The following is a 17739-nucleotide window of genomic DNA, read 5'->3' as shown; positions in this document are numbered from 1 at the left end:
TATTTCCCACAAAAGGCTGTAAATTTGCCTTAATCACAATTCTAAAATCTTGAACTGCTCCGATATCTATTCTCTAAGTCAAATATCGGCAGTCCGCCACCAAATTTCCGACATCATCCTGTCGGCCATTGAAAAACTGAAATCACCTACCTCTAAAATATATTAACCCCCTAAAATATATGGAAAACGAACAGTTATTGAAAGAAGTCACCGAGAAAGCTCAGGTATGGCTCGGCGACGGTTATGACGAAGAAACACGTGTTGAAGTCAAGCGTATGCTCGACGCTGATGACAAGACCGAACTTATCGAAAGTTTCTACAAGGATCTCGAATTCGGAACAGGTGGCCTGCGCGGCATCATGGGAGCAGGTTCAAACCGCATGAACATCTACACAGTCGGCGCAGCTACTCAGGGTCTCGCCAACTACCTCAAGGAAGCGTTCAAGGATCTCCCCGAAATCAGTGTGGCCGTCGGTCATGACGTGCGCAACAATTCGCGCAAATTTGCCGAGATCGTTGCCGACATCTTCTCGGCCAACGGTATCAAGGTCTATCTTTTCGACAGCTTCCGCCCCACTCCCGAACTCTCATTCGCCATCCGCCACTTCGGTTGCCAGAGCGGTGTGAACATTACTGCATCTCACAACCCCAAGATCTATAACGGCTACAAGGCATACTGGGAGGACGGCGCACAGATCATCGCTCCCCACGATGTCAACATCATCGACCATGTCAACCGCATCAAGAGCGTGAAGGATATCAAATTCGAGGGTGACAAGTCAAAGATCCAGATCATCGGTGCAGACGTCGATAAAGTATATCTCGAAAAGATCAAGGGTCTCTCGCTCAGCCCCGAAGCCATCGAGCGCAACAAGGATCTGAAGATCGTCTATACTCCTATCCACGGCACAGGCGTCGAACTGATTCCGGAATCACTCAAGAACTTCGGTTTCGCCAACATCATCCATGTTCCTGAGCAGGATGTCCCCAGCGGCGATTTCCCCACTGTAGAGTCACCCAACCCCGAAGTACCCTCCGCAATGGCTATGGCCATCGCCAAGGCCAAGGAAGTCAATGCTGACATCGTAATGGCATCTGACCCCGACGCTGACCGCGTAGGCTGTGTGATCCGAGACAATAACGGTGAATACGTGCTTCTCAACGGTAACCAGATCGTGATGATCCTCCTCAACTACATCATCACCCGTAACAAGGAACTCGGTCTGCTCAAGGGCAACGAGTTTGCCGTAAAGACCATCGTGACCACCGAGACCATCAAGGCTATCTGCGACGCTATGAACGTGCGTCTCTATGACTGCTACACCGGTTTCAAATGGATCGCAGCCGTGATGCGCGACAATGAGGACGTGCTCCGCTACCTCGGTGGTGGCGAAGAAAGCTACGGCTTCCTCGCCGAGACTTTCGTACGCGACAAGGATGCTGTCTCTGCCTGCTCACTCCTCGCCGAAGCTTGCGCATGGGCCAAGGATAAGGGCATGGACTTCCAAGCAATGCTCGCCGACATCTATCTCAAATATGGTTTCAGCCACGAGGTAGGCGTATCTGTTGTTCGTCCCGGCAAGACCGGTGCAGAAGAAATTCAGGCACTTATGAAGCAGTTCCGCGAGAATCCTCCCAAGTCACTCGCAGGCAGCCCCGTGACCGTCATCAAGGACTACGCTTCGCTCAACCTCACCCACACTGACACCAATACTGTCGAGAAGCTTGACTTCCCCTGCACCTCAAACGTGCTCCAGTACTTCACAGCCGACGGTTCGAAAGTTTCTGTACGTCCTTCAGGCACAGAGCCCAAGATCAAGTTCTACATGGAAGTGAAAGTGCCCATGGAAAAGGTCGAGGACTACGATAAGTGCGGCAAACTCGCCGAAGAGAAAATCGAAGCCCTCAAGAAGGATCTCGGTATCGCATAAGATCACTGAATCTTAATCGCGACAAACACGCTAAAGCATACACATATAGCTCTATACCCGCAGGGATCACGGACAGCCTCCGTGATCCCTGATTTTGTATCACATACTCCAAACTATTTCTACCCATATAATCCTTTGATAACAGAATCTATTGTAGGGACGCGGCGTGCCGCGTATGCCGAATAAAATAGTTGTAGCCTATATTTCAGGCCAATGTATTCTATCCGGCATACGCGGCACGCCGCGTCCCTACAAAAACGGTGTTCAATTATGATTTGATGTTTTAAGATTGTCCCATATATCAGATTGATAGCCATTTTTGCAATAAGAAAAACCGCCGGCGAAATCACATCGCTGGCGGTTTTTATGAGTTATGTGTGCCTTTTATAGAGATAGATCAATACCTTAACATGAAAAATCTTATATCTCTTTCTTATCTTAGAATCAATACCTTGAATGAAAACTTATACCTAAAAAATCAATCTTTTTTTTACCATTAGAACGATACCCGTGGAAACTTTGAAGATCTATAATCAAGGGGAAGAAATTTCCGTTTCAAGCTTATATGGGATCGTGTGTCTTTCCTTTGTATTATGTCTTTTAAATTAGCGGTAGTCGGCAAAGCGCACCTGAAGTTTCTTGCGGGCGAAGAAGATGCGGCTCTTTACAGTACCGAGGGGAAGATTCATCTTCTCAGCGATTTCGTTGTACTTGTAACCGGCAACGTGCATTGAGAAGGGAATGCGGTATTCATCGGGGAATTCGTCGATTGCAGCAGAGATCTCGTTTGCGCCGAAAGAACCTTCGGGAGTCTCAAGACCTGAGTCCTGTGAGAGGTTGAGGTGATAGAGATCCTCGGTCTGATCGATGACGGTAGCCGAGCGGGCAACGCGACGATAGTTGTTGATGAAGATGTTGCGCATGATGGTGAAAACCCAACCCTTGAAGTTGGTGTTGTCAACATACTTGCTTTCGTTATCGAGGGCTTTCAGGGTAGTATCCTGAAGAAGATCGTAAGCGTTATCGCGGTTTGAAGTGAGCATGAACGCGAAGTTGAGGAGGTTGCCCTGAAGGCTCATAAGCTTGTTCTGAAATTCCTGAGTTCCCATAATTGTATATTTTTATGTGTTGAACTTATTATTTTTAGTCTCTCGTAAGATCGACTGTGATGAGTTATTATTTTTGTTTGACACTTCAAAATTACAACCAAAATCGTTGGCGGAGACAAATCTTTTGTAAAAATATGTTAATTTCATGGCAATCTTGTTACAATCTTTATAATATATTGATTTTTAGATTGTTACGCACTATTACAATAATTACAAAAATGTTACAATGTAACGACTATTACAATATTCCCGTTACAAATCTGTTTAAATTCTCTTCGCCATGAATTATTTTTATGACAAAAAACGGCTTTCTGGCACCCTCAGTTGGCGATTTCCCCCATTTTAACTAAACATTCCTTACACAAATGTTACAAATGTTACAGGCATGTTTACAATCATCCTGCAACCACATAAACAAATGTTACAAATCCGTTAAAACAGCAGTCAGCCCCGATCCTTTTATCAGGACCGGGGCTGACTGTTTATATGACATATCATATATACTTATATATGCATATTCTCCACATTACCTCTATATAATATTAGTATATAATATTAGGTACAAAGGGTCACTATTCCCACTCAATTGTGGCCGGTGGTTTTGAGGAGATGTCATAGCATACGCGGTTCACGCCACGCACTTTGTTGATGATATCGTTGCTGACCTTAGCCATGAAGTCGTAAGGCAGATGAGCCCAGTCGGCGGTCATGGCATCGGTGGAGGTTACAGCACGGAGTGCGATGGCACGCTCGTAAGTACGCTCATCACCCATCACGCCTACGCTCTGCACGGGAAGCAGGATAGCACCTGCCTGCCATACCTTGTCGTAGAGATCCCAATCGCGGAGACCTTGGATGAAGATATCATCGGCATCCTGAAGTATGCGTACCTTCTCAGGTGTGATATCACCGAGGATACGGACTGCAAGACCCGGTCCGGGGAAGGGATGACGCTTGATGAGGTGTTCGGGCATACCGAGCTGACGACCTACGGCACGTACCTCGTCCTTGAAAAGGAGACGGAGGGGCTCGCAGAGTTTAAGGTTCATCTTTTCGGGAAGACCACCGACGTTGTGGTGGCTCTTTATTGTTGTGCCGGTGATTGAAAGACTCTCGATGCAGTCAGGATAGATGGTGCCTTGTGCAAGCCATTTCACATCCTTGATCTTATGAGCCTCCTCATCAAAAACATCGATGAAACCCTTGCCGATAATCTTACGCTTACGCTCCGGCTCAGTCACACCTGCGAGTTCGCTGAAGAATTTATCTGAAGCATCCACACCGACCACGTTGAGTCCGAGACATTCGTAATCGTTGAGCACGTTGCGGAACTCATTCTTGCGGAGCATACCATGATCGACGAAGATACATGTAAGATTCTTGCCGATGGCACGGTTGAGAAGCACGGCAGCCACCGACGAATCGACACCGCCGCTCAAGCCAAGCACCACCTTGTCGTCGCCGAGCTGCTCACGAAGCTGCTTGACGGTGCTCTCGATAAACGATTCGGCTGTCCAGTCCTGCTTGCCGCCGCAGATGTCAACGACGAAGTTGCGCAGGAGCTGCGTGCCATGTTCCGAATGATACACTTCCGGATGGAACTGCACACCCCAAGTCTGCTCGCCTTCCACATGGTAGGCAGCGATAGCAACCTTGTCGGTCGAAGCGATGGTCTTGAAACCGTCGGGGATAGAGGTGATGGTGTCGCCGTGGCTCATCCACACCTGCGAACCGACAGGGATATTCTTGAAAAGCGGGCTTGAGGTATCAATCTTTGTCAGGTGCGCACGGCCATATTCGCGTGACGGTGCGGGCTCTACGCTTCCGCCTGAAGTGTAGGCTATGAACTGTGCGCCGTAGCAGATACCGAGCACTGGCAGATGACCACGCAGACGGTCAAGTTCGGTCTTGAAAGCCTTCTCGTCATAGACCGAGAAGGGTGAACCCGACAGGATCACACCGATGACCGAAGGATCATCATAAGGAAACTTGTTGTAAGGCAAAATCTCGCAATACTCTCCGAGCTCGCGGACACGACGGCCGATCAGCTGTGTGGTCTGCGATCCGAAATCGAGAATAATAATCTTTTCCTGCATAATGTGTGGGAAGAGGTATATTAATTGATAATGATTTATTCTGACTGCAAAGTTACGCAGAATTAACCGATTTTTAGAATCGCAATCGAATTTTTTTGAGTAATTTTGCACCCTAAAACCAAGGACGCGACCGCCAGTTCATTTCAGGCCGTCAGCACCGGAGTCCGTCCGGGCTTCCAAGACAATCACACGTATCCGAGCAATGAAAAATATACGCCTTTTCCTCACCGATGTCGATGGCACCCTCACGGACGGAGGTATGTACTACAGTGCCGATGGCGACGTGATGAAAAAATTCAACGCCCGCGATGGCATGGGACTGCAACTTCTGCAGAAAGCAGGCATAAAGGTGGGTATAATCACCAGCGAGACCACTGCCATAGTGAGCCGCCGTGCCGCTAAACTCGGTGTGGATTTCCTCGTTCAGGGCAAGCGCGACGGTGGCAAGCTTGCAGCCTGTACCGAAATCTGTGCGGAAATGGAGATCGGCCTCGAAGATGTGGCCTATATCGGTGACGATGTCAACTGCATCGAAATCCTCCGGGCAGCGGGTCACCGCGCCTGTCCAGCCGATGCCGTGAGCGCGGTCAAAGCTCTCCCCGGTATCCGTGTCATGAACCTGAAGGGTGGCGAAGGATGCGTCCGCGAATTTGCAGAACTTATCCTCAACCAAAAGCAACAACCATGAGCAAAGTCAAGATATCAGTAACATTCATGCTCCTTGCGGTGACATTCTGTGTCTGCCTCATCGTGAGCAACCTCATGGAGATCAAGACGGTCGATCTCGGCCCGCTCACCATCACGGCAGGCGTGATCGTGTTTCCCATCTCCTACATCCTCAATGACTGCATCGTCGAAGTCTATGGCTTCAATAAAGCACGCCTTGTCATCTGGCTCGGCTTCGGCATGAACCTCCTCGTCTCCCTCCTGCTTCAGCTGGGCATCTGGCTTCCCGGATCAGAGTCATGGACAGGACAGGAAGCCATGACCACAATCTTCGGAGCAGTACCACGCATATTCGCTGCAAGCTTCATCGCCTTCCTGTGCGGATCGATGGTCAACGCCTACGTGATGTCGCGGATGAAAGTCGCGTCAGGCGGTCGCCGCTTCTCACTGCGCGCCATAGTCTCCTCGCTTTGGGGCGAAGGAGTCGATTCAGTAATCTTCTTCCCGATAGCCTTCGGCGGCATTCTCGCGTGGAGGGAGATCGGGCTGCTCATCATCACCCAGACCATTCTAAAGACTGCGTATGAGATACTGATCCTCCCTGTCACACTCAGGGCTGTAAAATTCCTGCGTGACCACGAGGGAGGCGATGTGACCGACGCTCCCGGAATGTCCTACAAATGGTGGCGCATAACCGAAATCTGAACATCGGCCATCGAATCGCACACTGATCACCACCCCTGAAAAATCTCCATTCACTCACGGCTATGGCACAGACTAATGACTGGATATGGTTTGACCTCGACGACACTCTCATCGACTTTCATGCCAATTCGCATCTCGCGCTCGCAATCATCTATGACGAGTGTGGACTCGACCGTTTCTACCCTTCCCCCGAAGAGTGGACAAAGGTCTATGAGACTCACAACAAACACCTGTGGGATGCCTACAGCCGTGCGGAGATAACGCAGGACTTTCTGCGCCTCGACCGTTTCGCCACTCCGCTCCGGCCGCACTGGAAAGGATCAGAAAGTGAGCTTGAAGACTTCTCGCGCCGCCTCGACCCTCTCTATCTGACGCGACTGGCCGAGCAGACCCGCATGGTCGATGGAGCGACCGACCTTCTCGCGCACCTGCGCGCACGTAATTATAATATAGGTGTGCTCAGCAATGGTTTCAAGGATGTCCAGCATCGCAAACTCGTCAACACCGGCCTTGACCGCATGGTAGATCTCATGGTGCTCAGCGACGATATCGGCGTCAACAAACCCGACCCGCGCCTCTACTCCCATGCCATGGGACGGGCCGGGATCACCGATCCATCCCGCCACACCATGATCGGAGATAATCCCGCCACCGACATCGCCGGAGCTGTGGCCTCAGGATGGCGCGCCATACTCCTCGACCCGGCTGCCGACGGGCTCTCCGAAGGTCCTGACGGCACTCTCACTACCCCACGTCTCTCCCTGCTAAACGACTTGTTTTAGGTATCTTTAGCCTATTGTTACCGCTAACGTGGTGAAAAAGTGAATTTTAAGTAATTTTTTAAGCCAAACATAGCTGAAAATTCAAAAAAAGTTCCGATATTTGCACTTGCAAAAAAATTGCGTCCCCTCAGGATGCAACATCAAAGATATTAACCAATTATAAATTAATATTGTAATGACTAAAGCTGACATTGTCAACGAGATTTCGAAATCAACCGGCATCGACAAGGCTAACGTACTCGAAACTATCGAAAAGTTCATGGAAACAGTGAAAGAGTCACTCTCTCACGGCGAGAACGTCTATCTCCGTGGCTTCGGTAGCTTCATCACTAAGGTTCGTTCTGAAAAAACAGCACGCAACATCTCTAAGAACACCACCATCATCATCCCCGAACACCGCATCCCCGCTTTCAAGCCTGCAAAGGTGTTCATGGAAGAAGTGAAGGACCTCAAATAATTTAGAACTAACTATTGTCAAACAATAATATAAACCCTTCCTACTATGCCCAGCGGAAAGAAAAGAAAGGGCCACAAGATGGCCACACACAAGCGTAAAAAACGCCTTCGCAAAAACCGTCACAAGAAGAAATAATCAATGCCGGTTTCCGGCAGCTTCTTGCGTAGATGCGTAAATAACACAAAGAACAAACTCTTTAACGGCGCACCACATGAAAGCTCCATAAAGGTTTGTTCTTTGCGTTGTTTGTCACCGCAGCCCTCACGGACTTCACTGTCCGTCACTCCCTCTGCCTCCTCGTCCCCCCAACAATCCCTCCACCAAGAATCTTTCAAAGATCCATCAACCGACTAATGAAAAGTGAACTAATTGTAGATGTACAGCCCGGCGAGGTGTCCATAGCCCTGCTTGAGGACTCGCGCCTCGTCTCCCTTCAGAAGGAGTCGCGCAACATCGCCTACGCGGTCGGTGACATTTACTTGGCAAAGGTCAAAAAACTGATGCCCGGCCTCAACGCCGCCTTCGTCAACGTAGGCTACGAGAAGGACGCTTTTCTTCACTATTTGGATCTCGGTTCACAGTTCTCTACTTACTCGGCTTTCCTCAAAGCCGCCGTCATCGAAAAGAAATCCGACATTTCTGTCCCTAAAATCAAACGTCTCCCCGACATCGACAAGCATGGCTCGATCACCAATGTGCTTGAACCGGGTCAGGAGCTGATGGTACAGATCGTCAAGGAGCCCATATCGTCAAAAGGCCCGCGACTGACCACAGAAATCACCTTCACTGGACGCTACATGGTGCTGATACCTTTCGGTGACAAAATCTCCATCTCGCAGAAAATCAAGACTACGGAGGAAAAACTCCGCCTGCGACAGCTCATCGAGAGCATCAAACCGAAGAACTTCGGAGTAATCATCCGCACCTCAGCCGAAGGCAAGAGTGTCCGCGAGCTCCATCATGAGCTCAAGACCCTCCTCCACTGCTGGGAAGAGACAGTCGCAAAAGCCCGCTCAGCCACTGCGCCGGCCCTCATTTTCGAGGAAGAAAGCCGCATAGTCGGGATGCTGCGCGATGTCTTCAGTCCCAATTTCGAGAGCATCCATGTCAATGACAAGGAAATCTTCAGCCAGATCTCAAAATATGTAAGCCTGATAGCCCCGGAGAGCAAGGATATCGTCAAGCTCTACGAGGACAACGTGCCCATATTTGACCACTTCAACATCACCCGCCAGATCAAGTCATCGTTCGGAAAGACGGTGTCGTTCAAATCGGGTGCCTATGTAATCATCGAACATACTGAAGCCCTCCATGTCATCGATGTCAATTCCGGCAACCGTTCGAAAGCCGCTCCGGATCAGGAAAGCAACGCGCTTGAGGTCAACCTCCGTGCTGCCGACGAGATAGCCCGGCAGTTGCGCCTGCGCGACATGGGTGGCATCATCGTCATCGACTTTATCGACATGAATAAGGCTGAACATCGTCAGAAGCTCTTCGAACACATGCGCGAAGTGATGGCAAATGACCGTGCGCGTCACAACATCCTCCCGCTCAGCAAGTTCGGACTCATGCAGATCACGCGTCAGCGCGTCCGCCCGGCACTTGACATCGACACGACGGAAGAATGTCCCTCATGTCACGGCAAAGGCAAGGTACGTCCGTCGCTCCTTCTGCCCGACACTCTGCACGAAAAACTTGACTATCTTGTGAATACGCTGAAAGTCAAGAATTTCATCCTTTACGTTCATCCTTTCGTGTCTGCCTATCTCAAAAAAGGATTTCCGTCGCTCTACCGTCGCTGGCAGCTTGAATTTGGCTTCAACTTCCGCATCGTCCCCGACGAGTCACTTGCTTACCTTCAGTATAAGGTCGTCGATCGTGAGCATAACGAAATCGACCTTCAGGAAGAGAAGGACATGGATTCCTCCGCAACAAAATCAAAATCCAAAACAAAGAACCGAACCAAAGAAGATTAGCATCCTGTCAACGCTAAAAATCATCTGAAAACATCGGCCTCCGCTACTTTTTGATATGGTAGCGGAGGTTTTTATGTTATACAACATAGATATTTATTTTGCCACATTGTCAATTGATTGTATTTTTGCAATTACAAATAAGTGTAGTTTTTACACTTATTCTGATTTCGTCAATTCTTCAGGCAAACCACACAACCTACCTCTGACAGACTAAGACAAAAAAACAACTTCAACTTAACCAATAACTAACCATGATCACCAAACGGATCTTACCCAATGCAGCTTTCCTCGCCGGAGGAGTCGCCATGATCTTATGTGCATGCAGCCATAGCTCATCTCCGACCCTCACAAAATCAGGAATTGATCCTGCAAACTTCGTCGGCGAATATAACGGCAAACCGACCACACTTTACACTCTCGAAAACGCTAACGGCATGGAAGCTTGCATCACCAACTTCGGTGGCCGCATCGTATCCCTCATGGTCCCTGACCGTGACGGAAAGCTTCAGGATGTCGTCCTCGGCTTTGACAGTATAGCCGCTTACTTTCCTGAAAACAACCAGACAGACTTCAGCGCAGCCATCGGACGCTATGCCAACCGCATCAACCAAGGCCGCTTCGTCATTGACGGTGACACCATCCAGCTTCCAACAAATAACTTCGGACACTGCCTCCACGGTGGGCCTACCGGATGGCAGTATCAGGTCTATGACGGCGAACAGCCCAACGATTCGACCGTGGTTCTCACCATCCAGTCACCCGACGGCGACAACAACTTCCCCGGAAATGTGACAGCCAAAGTCACCTATACCCTCACTTCCGACAACCGTCTCGACATCGCCTATGAGGCCGTTACTGACAAGCCCACGGTCATCAATATGACCAACCACGCCTATTTCAACCTCAACGGCGATCCCTCACAGCCTATCACTGACAATCAGCTCCTCGTCAACGCAGCCACTTACACTCCGGTCGATTCAACCTTCATGACCACCGGCGAGATCCTCCCCGTCAGCGGTACACCGATGGACTTCACCACACTCCGCGTGATCGGCGAACGCATCAACGAGACAGATTTCGAGCAGATCCGCAACGGTAACGGCTATGACCACAACTGGGTGCTCGACACTAAGGGCGACATCACCGTTCCCGCAGCTACCCTCCAGTCACCCTCGACCGGAATCGTACTCGATGTCTATACCGACGAGCCGGGCATACAGGTTTATTCAGGCAACTTCCTCGACGGTACTGTAACCGGTAAGAAAGGCAAAATCTACAACCAGCGTGCCGCTATCTGCCTTGAGACTCAGCACTACCCCGACAGCCCCAACAAACCAGAATGGCCCTCGACAGTCCTCCGCCCCGGCGACACTTACAAGAGCCACACTGTCTTCGCATTCTCTACGGACAAAAACTGACCTGTCATCCAAATCAAACACACCGAGAATCTTCAACTTTAAATTCACAAAATAACACAACAAAACACTATGGCATTACTTGACTGGATTGTCATCGGTATTTTCGCTCTCGCACTCATCGGAGTAATCGTATGGGTGATGCGACAGAAGCAGAACAATGCCGCTGACTACTTCCTCGGAGGCAAAGACGCGACATGGATTGCGATCGGTGCCTCGATTTTCGCTTCAAATATCGGTTCTGAGCACCTCATCGGCCTCGCAGGTTCAGGTGCATCGTCAGGCATGGCGATGGCCCACTGGGAAATCCAAGGCTGGATGATCCTTCTCCTCGGCTGGGTATTCGTACCCTTCTACACCCGCTCTATGGTCTATACCATGCCTGAGTTCCTTGAACGTCGCTTCAATCCTCAGTCGCGCACGATCCTCGCCACCATCTCACTCATCAGCTACGTGCTCACCAAAGTAGCCGTGACTGTCTATGCCGGCGGTCTCGTGTTCCAGCAGGTGTTCGGTATCGAGGAACTCTGGGGCATCGACTTCTTCTGGATCGCCGCTATCGGCCTCGTGCTCATCACCGCACTCTACACCGTGTTCGGCGGTATGAAATCCGTACTCTACACATCTGTGCTCCAGACCCCCATCCTGCTCCTCGGTTCGCTCATCATCCTCGTGCTCGGTCTTAAAGAGCTCGGTGGTTGGGACGAAATGATGCGCATCTGCTCAAGCGTCAAGGTCAACGAGCATGGCGATTCCATGGTAAACCTCATCCGTAGCAACAACGATGCCCAGTATCCTTGGCTCGGCGCACTCATCGGTTCAGCCGTCATCGGTTTCTGGTACTGGTGTACCGACCAGTTCATCGTGCAGCGCGTCCTCTCCGGTAAGGACGAGAAAGAAGCACGCCGAGGCACCATCTTCGGTGCTTATCTCAAGCTCCTCCCCGTGTTCCTCTTCCTTATCCCCGGCATGATCGCGTTTGCCATCCATCAGCAGCAGATCGCAGGTGGCGGTGAAGGCTTCCTCCCCATGCTGGCCAACGGCAACGTCAACTCTGACGCAGCCTTCCCCACCCTCGTGGCTAAACTCCTCCCGGCCGGTGTCAAGGGTCTTATCGTCTGCGGTATCCTCGCAGCCCTTATGTCATCCCTCGCATCACTCTTCAACTCTTCTGCCGCCCTCTTTACCATTGATTTCTATCAGCGTTTCCGTCCCAACACCGACCCGAAGAAACTCGTGCGCATCGGTCAGGCTGCTACCGTGGTCATCGTGATCCTCGGTATCCTCTGGATTCCCGTCATGCGTTCGGTAGGTGATGTCCTCTATCTCTATCTGCAGGATGTGCAGTCAGTCCTCGCCCCCGGTATCGCAGCCGCCTTCCTCATCGGTATCCTCTGGAAGCGCGCATCGGCTCTCGGTGGCATGTGGGCACTCCTCTCAGGTCTCATCATCGGCCTCACCCGTCTCGGTGCAAAGGTATATTACAGCAATGCCGATATCATTCCCGGCAGCGAAGGCTCTTGGTTCCAGTATCTGTTCTATGACTGCAACTGGCTCTTCTTCTGCGGCTGGATGCTCGTGTTCTGTCTCGCAGTGGGTGTCATCGTATCGCTCTGCACCCCCGCACCCGATCCCTCGAAGATTCAGGGTCTGGTGTTCGGAACTTCGACTGCCGAACAGCGTGCGGCAACCCGTGCGAGCTGGAATGCTTGGGATGTGATCAACTCTATCATCATCCTCGGCATCACAGTAGCCTTCTACATATATTTCTGGTAATTACCCCTTACACGGCGGAATTTCCTTGAGTATATGTCTTAAGAGAACTTAAATCGGTTGCAGGGTCTGCGCTCGCGCCGTCCCTGCAACCTGAATTTAAACATCACGGCATATCATTCAGGGTCTTATCTCCGATAAATCCGCCATCCTCAAAGTTTTAAGAGTTATTTAAGCATCTATAACTCTGCTTAAACAACCACAAACTACTCCACGATGTTTTATTCTGAAAATCCGCAGTTTTTCGTCGCGGTTGACTGTATCATCTTCGGTCTGGTCGAAGGAAAACTCTGTCTCCTCCTCTCCAAACGCCTTTTCGAGCCTGAAAAGGGAAAATGGTCGGTCATGGGAGGCTTCGTGCAGACCGATGAGAGCGTCGATGACGCCGCACGCCGCGTTCTCCGCGACCTTACGGGTCTTGAAGATATATACATGGAGCAGGTCCATACTTTCGGAGCCCTACACCGTGATCCCGGCGAACGAGTGATCTCCGTGGCCTACTATGCCCTTCTCGGTCCTGACGAATACAACCTTGAGCTCCTTGAAAAGCATAATGCCGTGTGGATCGATCTGAACGCGCTTCCTCAACTCGGCTTCGATCATCCTGACATGATCAGGAAAGCCCTTGAACTCCTGCGGGCCAAATGCTCGCATGAACCTATCGGCTTCAATCTCCTTCCGGCCATGTTCACACTGTCACAGCTACAGTCACTCTATGAAACGATACTCGGAGAGTCGCTTGACAAACGCAACTTCCGCAAGCGTGTGGCCGAGACGGACTGTATCGAAAAGACCGAGTTCATCGACAAGACCGGATCGCGTCGCGGTGCTTCGCTCTACCGCTTCAATGACCGCGCCTACATGTCGCACCCGAAATTTAAAATCTGAATCAATCCAACCAATAAAACAATTACTTAAAACAATCTAAAGCCTATGTACTCAAACTATGAAATATGGTGGGTAACCGGCGCACAGCTCCTCTACGGAGGTGACGCCGTCGTTAGTGTCGATGCTCATTCAAAAGAGATGGTCGATGGCCTCAATAACTCAGGAATCCTTCCCGTTAAGGTCGTCTATAAAGGCACTGCAAACTCCTCTGCTGAAGTCGAGGATATCATGAAGGCCGCCAACAATGATCCCCGCTGCGCAGGTATCATCACTTGGATGCACACCTTCTCCCCCGCCAAGATGTGGATTCACGGTCTGAAGATTCTCTCCAAGCCCCTCCTCCACTTCCACACCCAGTACAACGCCGAAATTCCTTGGGACACCATGGACATGGACTTCATGAACCTCAACCAGAGTGCCCACGGCGACCGCGAGTTCGGTCACATCTGCGCCCGTATGCGTGTGCGCCGCAAGGTGGTCACCGGCTACTGGAAAGATCCCAAGACTCTCGAACGCATCGCCGTATGGCAGCGCGTCTGCGTGGGTTGGGCCGATTCTCAGGACATGCTCATCATCCGTCTCGGTGACCAGATGAACAACGTCGCCGTTACCGACGGTGATAAGGTAGAAGCTGAAATCCGCCTCGGCTACCACGTTGACTACATGCCCTTCAGCCAGCTCATGAAATACTTCGATCAGGTTCAGGACTCTGAAGTGGATGATCTCGTGCAGGAATACTTCCGCCTCTACGCTCACGATGCCGCTCTTGAGGACAAGAACAACGAAGGCTATACCAAAGTCTGGAACGCAGCCAAGGCTGAGCTTACCCTCCGCCGTATGCTCAAGGACAAGGGCGCGAAGGGATTCACAACCAACTTCGACGATCTCGGCGATTTCAATGTAGATGTAACCGGTCGTGGTTTCGACCAGATCCCCGGTCTCGCATCGCAGCGACTCATGGCCGAAGGCTACGGCTTCGGTGCTGAAGGCGACTGGAAATCCGCTGCCCTCTACCGCACACTTTGGGTGATGACCCGCGGCATGGAAGGTGGCTGCTCATTCCTTGAGGACTACACTCTCAACTTCAACGGCAAGGAAAGCTCCATCCTTCAGGCCCACATGCTTGAAGTATGTCCCCTCATCGCCGAAGAGCGTCCCCGCCTTGAAGTTCACTTCCTCGGTATCGGTGTCCGCAAGACACAGACCGCACGTCTGGTGTTCACATCCAAGCCCGGCGCAGGCGTGACAGCTACAGTTGTCGATATGGGCAACCGTTTCCGCCTCATCGTCAACGATGTTGACTGCATCAAGTCCAAGCCTCTGCCCAAGCTCCCCGTCGCATCGGCCCTCTGGATTCCCCAGCCCGATTTCGAGACCGGAGCTACAGCATGGATTCTCGCCGGTGGAACTCACCACTCCTGCTTCTCATACGACATCACTCCCGAATTCTGGGAAGACTATGCCGAGATCGCAGGCATCGAGATGGTACACATCGACAAAGACACCACCATCGAGAACTTCAAGAACTCTCTCCGTCTCGGTGAGGTCTATTACATGCTCAACAAGTCACTCTATCTCTAAGCCCCGGCAACCTGACCTATGAAACTCGACCCCAAATCAACCATCGAGCAGGGTAAGGCCATCCTCGGTATAGAGTTCGGTTCGACCCGTATCAAGGCTGTCCTGATCGACGAGGAGAACAAACCCATCGCACAAGGCTCGCACGAATGGGAGAACCAGCTTGCCGACGGACTTTGGACTTACAGCACCGAGGCCATCTGGTATGGTCTTCAGGACTGCTACGCCAATCTCCGTGCCAATGTGCGCAAGGAGTTCGACACAGAGATCGAGAGCCTCGCTGCAATCGGTATCAGTGCCATGATGCACGGCTATATGCCATTCGGAAGCAATGAGGAGATCCTCGTGCCCTTCCGCACATGGCGCAATACCAATACCGGTAAGGCTGCAGCCGAACTGTCGGAGCTTTTCGTCTATAACATCCCTCTCCGCTGGAGCATCTCACATCTCTATCAGGCCATCCTCAACGGTGAGCCTCACGTGAAGGACATCAACTATCTCACCACGCTTGCCGGATATATCCACTGGCAGCTCACAGGCGAGAAGGTGCTCGGCATAGGCGATGCCTCCGGCATGATCCCCGTCGATCCTTCAACCAAGGATTACTCCAAAGAGATGGTCGAGAAGTTCGACAAACTCATCGAACCCAACGGCTATCCTTGGAAGTTGCTCGACATCATGCCTAAGGTGCTTGTCGCAGGCCAGAACGCCGGAACACTCACCGCCGAGGGTGCTATGCGTCTCGACGTCTCCGGTCATCTCAAGCCCGGCATTCCCTTCTGTCCTCCTGAAGGTGATGCAGGCACAGGAATGGTGGCCACCAATGCCGTCCTCCAGCGCACGGGCAATGTCTCGGCCGGTACCTCATCCTTCTCGATGATCGTTCTTGAAAAGGAACTCTCCAAGCCTTACGAGATGATCGACATGGTGACCACACCTGACGGCAGCCTCGTAGCGATGGTCCACTGCAACAACTGCACTTCCGACCTCAATGCGTGGGTCAACCTTTTCAAGGAATATCAGCAGCTGCTCGGCATACCTGTCAATATGGATCAGGTGTTCGGACTCCTCTACAACAATGCCCTCAAAGGCGACGCCGACTGCGGCGGACTCATTTCCTACAACTACTATTCCGGCGAACCTATCACCGGACTGGAGGAAGGACGTCCACTCTTCGTGCGTTCGGCCAATGACAAGTTCAACCTCGCCAACTTCATGCGCGCCAACCTCTATGCATCGGTATGCGTGTTGAAAATCGGCAATGACATCCTCTTCAATGAGGAAAAAGTCGAGGTGGATCGCATCACAGGACACGGAGGTCTCTTCAAGACACCCGGCGTAGGTCAGCGCGTCCTTGCCGCTGCCCTCAACTCGCCCATCTCCGTAATGGAGACAGCCGGCGAAGGCGGAGCATGGGGCATAGCACTCCTCGCCGCATATCTTACCCACAACACCAAGGATCAGTCTCTCGCAGGCTTCCTGAACGACAACGTGTTCCTCGGTGATGCCGGAAGTGAGATCGTAGCAACCCCTGAAGAAGTAGAGGGCTTCAACGCCTATCTTGAGAACTACAAGCGCGGCCTCGCCATCGAGCGTGCCGCCACTGAGGCCAAAGCCTAAACCGTCTCGGACGGACATATAAAACCCAATAGAAAAGGCGTGGAAAATACAAGTTTTCCACGCCTTTTCTATTTACGGAGATATTTTCGGCTATAAAATCTCCGTCCGACTGTAATTATTGGGTAATTATAAGTTTGTTATCACCGATTTTTATACTTAAATTTGCATCGTTGAAAGGTCTGTGCCTCATACAAGACATCACACGGACACCTGAAACATACCAATCACTGAAATTAACAACTAACCAAAATCAATCACTTATCATGGATATCTCACACATTGAACATGTGGGCATCGCAGTGCCCGATCTCAAGGCTGCAATCGCTTTTTATGAAAATACTCTCGGTCTCAAGTGCTTCGCTATCGAAGAAGTTGAGGATCAGAAAGTGCGTACCGCTTTCTTCAAGGTAGGTCAGACCAAAATCGAGCTTCTCGAAGGCACATCACCTGACAGCGCGATCTCAAAGTTCATCGAGAAGAACGGTGGCCGTGGCGGCATCCAGCACATCGCTTTCGCTATCGAGGACGGTGTTGCCAACGCTCTCGCTGAAGTATCTGAAAAGGGTTGCGCCCTCATCGACAAAGCTCCCCGCAAGGGTGCCGAAGGTCTCAACATCGCCTTCCTCCACCCCAAATCGACCTGCGGCACGCTCATCGAACTCTGCGAGGATCCCAACAAGTAAGGAGAATCATCCCATAAAGCTACAACAGCATCTAAAAAATACAATCCCAACTCTTACATA

Annotated in this window: 14 protein-coding genes; 12 read left to right on the top strand and 2 right to left on the bottom strand. The window is 51.1% G+C overall.

What is annotated here, in order from left to right:
* Positions 1 to 179: 179 nt before the first annotated feature.
* A complete protein-coding gene (locus tag K2G41_RS07010) occupies positions 180 to 1931 on the top strand; it encodes a phospho-sugar mutase (protein WP_300116754.1) in 1752 nt (583 codons plus the stop codon).
* A gap of 605 nt (positions 1932 to 2536) precedes the next feature.
* Here K2G41_RS07010 and K2G41_RS07005 read toward each other — a convergent pair.
* Positions 2537 to 3040 (bottom strand): RNA polymerase sigma factor, encoded by a 504-nt coding sequence (locus K2G41_RS07005; protein WP_300116752.1) that lies wholly within the window; start codon positions 3038 to 3040, stop codon positions 2537 to 2539.
* Positions 3041 to 3612: 572 nt separating this feature from the next.
* Positions 3613 to 5136: a glutamine-hydrolyzing GMP synthase gene (guaA, locus tag K2G41_RS07000; protein ID WP_300116750.1), complete on the bottom strand. Its 1524-nt coding sequence runs from the start codon at positions 5134 to 5136 to the stop codon at positions 3613 to 3615.
* A gap of 202 nt (positions 5137 to 5338) precedes the next feature.
* Here guaA and K2G41_RS06995 point away from each other — a divergent pair, with 202 nt between their 5' ends.
* The 11 genes from K2G41_RS06995 to mce all read left to right on the top strand — a co-directional run bounded on the left by K2G41_RS06995 (position 5339) and on the right by mce (position 17679).
* Positions 5339 to 5824, top strand: coding sequence for an HAD family hydrolase (locus tag K2G41_RS06995; protein WP_300116748.1), 486 nt, complete (start codon positions 5339 to 5341; stop codon positions 5822 to 5824).
* Positions 5821 to 6507, top strand: coding sequence for a queuosine precursor transporter (locus K2G41_RS06990; protein WP_300116746.1), 687 nt, complete (start codon positions 5821 to 5823; stop codon positions 6505 to 6507). The genes K2G41_RS06995 and K2G41_RS06990 overlap by 4 nt, the downstream gene beginning before the upstream one ends.
* A 62-nt stretch (positions 6508 to 6569) precedes the next feature.
* Positions 6570 to 7289, top strand: coding sequence for a YjjG family noncanonical pyrimidine nucleotidase (locus K2G41_RS06985; RefSeq protein ID WP_300116744.1), 720 nt, complete (start codon positions 6570 to 6572; stop codon positions 7287 to 7289).
* Between the two features lie 175 nt (positions 7290 to 7464).
* Positions 7465 to 7746 carry an HU family DNA-binding protein gene (locus K2G41_RS06980; RefSeq protein WP_107032403.1) on the top strand — a complete coding sequence of 94 codons (282 nt, stop codon included), beginning with the start codon at positions 7465 to 7467 and terminating at the stop codon, positions 7744 to 7746.
* 353 nt (positions 7747 to 8099) lie between these two features.
* Positions 8100 to 9722, top strand: coding sequence for an Rne/Rng family ribonuclease (locus tag K2G41_RS06975; RefSeq protein ID WP_300116742.1), 1623 nt, complete (start codon positions 8100 to 8102; stop codon positions 9720 to 9722).
* 305 nt (positions 9723 to 10027) lie between these two features.
* Complete coding sequence (locus tag K2G41_RS06970; protein WP_300116896.1) at positions 10028 to 11140, top strand: aldose epimerase family protein; 1113 nt, start codon at positions 10028 to 10030, stop codon at positions 11138 to 11140.
* A 69-nt stretch (positions 11141 to 11209) separates the two neighbouring features.
* Complete coding sequence (locus K2G41_RS06965) at positions 11210 to 12913, top strand: sodium:solute symporter (RefSeq protein ID WP_300116740.1); 1704 nt, start codon at positions 11210 to 11212, stop codon at positions 12911 to 12913.
* A 213-nt stretch (positions 12914 to 13126) separates the two neighbouring features.
* Positions 13127 to 13798, top strand: a complete 672-nt coding sequence (locus tag K2G41_RS06960; RefSeq protein WP_300116738.1) for an NUDIX domain-containing protein — start codon at positions 13127 to 13129, stop codon at positions 13796 to 13798.
* Positions 13799 to 13843: 45 nt separating this feature from the next.
* Positions 13844 to 15379, top strand: a complete 1536-nt coding sequence (gene araA, locus K2G41_RS06955; protein WP_300116736.1) for an L-arabinose isomerase — start codon at positions 13844 to 13846, stop codon at positions 15377 to 15379.
* 18 nt (positions 15380 to 15397) lie between these two features.
* On the top strand, positions 15398 to 16996 hold the full coding sequence (locus K2G41_RS06950) for an FGGY-family carbohydrate kinase (protein WP_300116734.1): 1599 nt from the start codon (positions 15398 to 15400) through the stop codon (positions 16994 to 16996).
* 263 nt (positions 16997 to 17259) lie between these two features.
* Complete coding sequence (gene mce, locus K2G41_RS06945; RefSeq protein WP_300116732.1) at positions 17260 to 17679, top strand: methylmalonyl-CoA epimerase; 420 nt, start codon at positions 17260 to 17262, stop codon at positions 17677 to 17679.
* Positions 17680 to 17739 lie beyond the last annotated feature (60 nt).

The sequence above is a fragment of the Duncaniella sp. genome (assembly GCF_029056165.1).
GTDB lineage: Bacteria > Bacteroidota > Bacteroidia > Bacteroidales > Muribaculaceae > Duncaniella.
This window is presented reverse-complemented; position numbering and strand designations above follow the sequence as displayed.